1 protein-coding gene is annotated in these 417 nt (G+C 65.9%); it reads left to right on the forward strand.

What is annotated here, in order from left to right:
• Positions 1–83: 83 nt before the first annotated feature.
• The coding region (locus HX846_RS38355) for a prolipoprotein diacylglyceryl transferase family protein (protein WP_178967596.1) at positions 84–417 on the forward strand (334 nt) is incomplete at its 3' end.

The raw sequence follows: 417 nt of genomic DNA on the forward strand, positions 1-417 counted from the left end.
GAGCGCCGCGCCCAGCGCATCACCGGCGAAGTCGACGCCGCCGCCTTCCTGCAACGCTGGACCCAAGCCCGGGAAGCCCTTTGATGCTGACACTGACCATCGGCACCTTCGCCATCGCCCTGAATCACTTGCTGCTGATCACGGCGTTGATCCTCGCCACCCTGGTGGGCTGGCGGGTGGCCAAGCGCGGCGGCGAGAACCCCGAGTCGGTGCTGTTCACCCTGTTTCTGCTGGGTATGCTCGCCGCACGCGTCAGCTTCGTATTGATGTACTGGTCGTACTACCAGAATGACCCGCTGCAAATCGTCGACCTGCGCGACGGCGGTTTTCTCGCCTGGCCCGGCGTGATCGTGCTGATCATCGGCGCGCTGATCTACGGCTGGCGCCGCCCGCTGCTGCGCAAGCCACTGAGCGCCG

The organism is Pseudomonas sp. K5002 (assembly GCF_013386655.1).
GTDB lineage: Bacteria > Pseudomonadota > Gammaproteobacteria > Pseudomonadales > Pseudomonadaceae > Aquipseudomonas.